The organism is Staphylococcus sp. KUGN1 (assembly GCF_045984185.1).
Classification (GTDB): Bacteria; Bacillota; Bacilli; order Staphylococcales; family Staphylococcaceae; genus Staphylococcus; species Staphylococcus warneri_A.
In genome coordinates, this window is the sequence record NZ_JBJQIL010000016.1 from 1 (window position 1) to 1,876 (window position 1,876).

The following is a 1,876-nucleotide window of genomic DNA, read 5'->3' on the forward strand; positions in this document are numbered from 1 at the left end:
CGCCTGGGGAGTACGACCGCAAGGTTGAAACTCAAAGGAATTGACGGGGACCCGCACAAGCGGTGGAGCATGTGGTTTAATTCGAAGCAACGCGAAGAACCTTACCAAATCTTGACATCCTTTGACCGCTCTAGAGATAGAGTTTTCCCCTTCGGGGGACAAAGTGACAGGTGGTGCATGGTTGTCGTCAGCTCGTGTCGTGAGATGTTGGGTTAAGTCCCGCAACGAGCGCAACCCTTAAGCTTAGTTGCCATCATTAAGTTGGGCACTCTAAGTTGACTGCCGGTGACAAACCGGAGGAAGGTGGGGATGACGTCAAATCATCATGCCCCTTATGATTTGGGCTACACACGTGCTACAATGGACAATACAAAGGGCAGCTAAACCGCGAGGTCAAGCAAATCCCATAAAGTTGTTCTCAGTTCGGATTGTAGTCTGCAACTCGACTACATGAAGCTGGAATCGCTAGTAATCGTAGATCAGCATGCTACGGTGAATACGTTCCCGGGTCTTGTACACACCGCCCGTCACACCACGAGAGTTTGTAACACCCGAAGCCGGTGGAGTAACCATTTATGGAGCTAGCCGTCGAAGGTGGGACAAATGATTGGGGTGAAGTCGTAACAAGGTAGCCGTATCGGAAGGTGCGGCTGGATCACCTCCTTTCTAAGGATATATTCGGAACATCTTCGTAGAAGATGAGGAATAACATTGACATATTGTATTCAGTTTTGAATGTTTGTTTTACAAATAATTAATGGGCCTATAGCTCAGCTGGTTAGAGCGCACGCCTGATAAGCGTGAGGTCGGTGGTTCGAGTCCACTTAGGCCCACCATTAATTAATATTCATATGGGGGCTTAGCTCAGCTGGGAGAGCGCCTGCTTTGCACGCAGGAGGTCAGCGGTTCGATCCCGCTAGTCTCCACCATTATATTTGTACATTGAAAACTAGATAAGTAAGTAAAATAGATTTTACCAAGCAAAACCGAGTGAATTAGAGTTTTAAAGCTTGAATTCATAAGAAATAATCGCTAGTGTTCGAAAGAACACTCACAAGATTAATAACGCGTTTCCTGTAGGATGGAAACATAGATTAAGTTATTAAGGGCGCACGGTGGATGCCTTGGCACTAGAAGCCGATGAAGGACGTTACTAACGACGATATGCTTTGGGGAGCTGTAAGTAAGCGTTGATCCAGAGATTTCCGAATGGGGAAACCCAGCATGAGTTATGTCATGTTATCGATATGTGAATACATAGCATATCAGAAGGCAGACCCGGAGAACTGAAACATCTTAGTACCCGGAGGAAGAGAAAGAAAAATCGATTCCCTGAGTAGCGGCGAGCGAAACGGGAAGAGCCCAAACCAACAAGCTTGCTTGTTGGGGTTGTAGGACACTCTATACGGAGTTACAAAAGTATATATTAGACGAATCATCTGGAAAGTTGAATCAAAGAAGGTAATAATCCTGTAGTCGAAAATATATACTCTCTTGAGTGGATCCTGAGTACGACGGAGCACGTGAAATTCCGTCGGAATCTGGGAGGACCATCTCCTAAGGCTAAATACTCTCTAGTGACCGATAGTGAACCAGTACCGTGAGGGAAAGGTGAAAAGTACCCCGGAAGGGGAGTGAAAGAGAACTTGAAACCGTGTGCTTACAAGTAGTCAGAGCCCGTTAATGGGTGATGGCGTGCCTTTTGTAGAATGAACCGGCGAGTTACGATTTGATGCAAGGTTAAGCAGCTAATGTGGAGCCGTAGCGAAAGCGAGTCTGAATAGGGCGTTTAGTATTTGGTCGTAGACCCGAAACCAGGTGATCTACCCTTGGTCAGGTTGAAGTTCAGGTAACACTGAATGGAGGACCGAACCGA

General features: G+C 46.6%; 2 tRNA genes and 2 rRNA genes. All 4 read left to right on the forward strand.

Annotated features, from left to right (window positions below):
• Positions 1–666: ribosomal RNA gene (locus tag ACJQQZ_RS12495) — 16S ribosomal RNA — on the forward strand; the annotation flags it as partial.
• Positions 667–759: 93 nt separating this feature from the next.
• Positions 760–836, forward strand: a tRNA-Ile gene (locus ACJQQZ_RS12500).
• Between the two features lie 17 nt (positions 837–853).
• A tRNA-Ala gene (locus ACJQQZ_RS12505) sits at positions 854–929 on the forward strand.
• 163 nt (positions 930–1,092) lie between these two features.
• Positions 1,093–1,876: ribosomal RNA gene (locus ACJQQZ_RS12510) — 23S ribosomal RNA — on the forward strand; the annotation flags it as partial.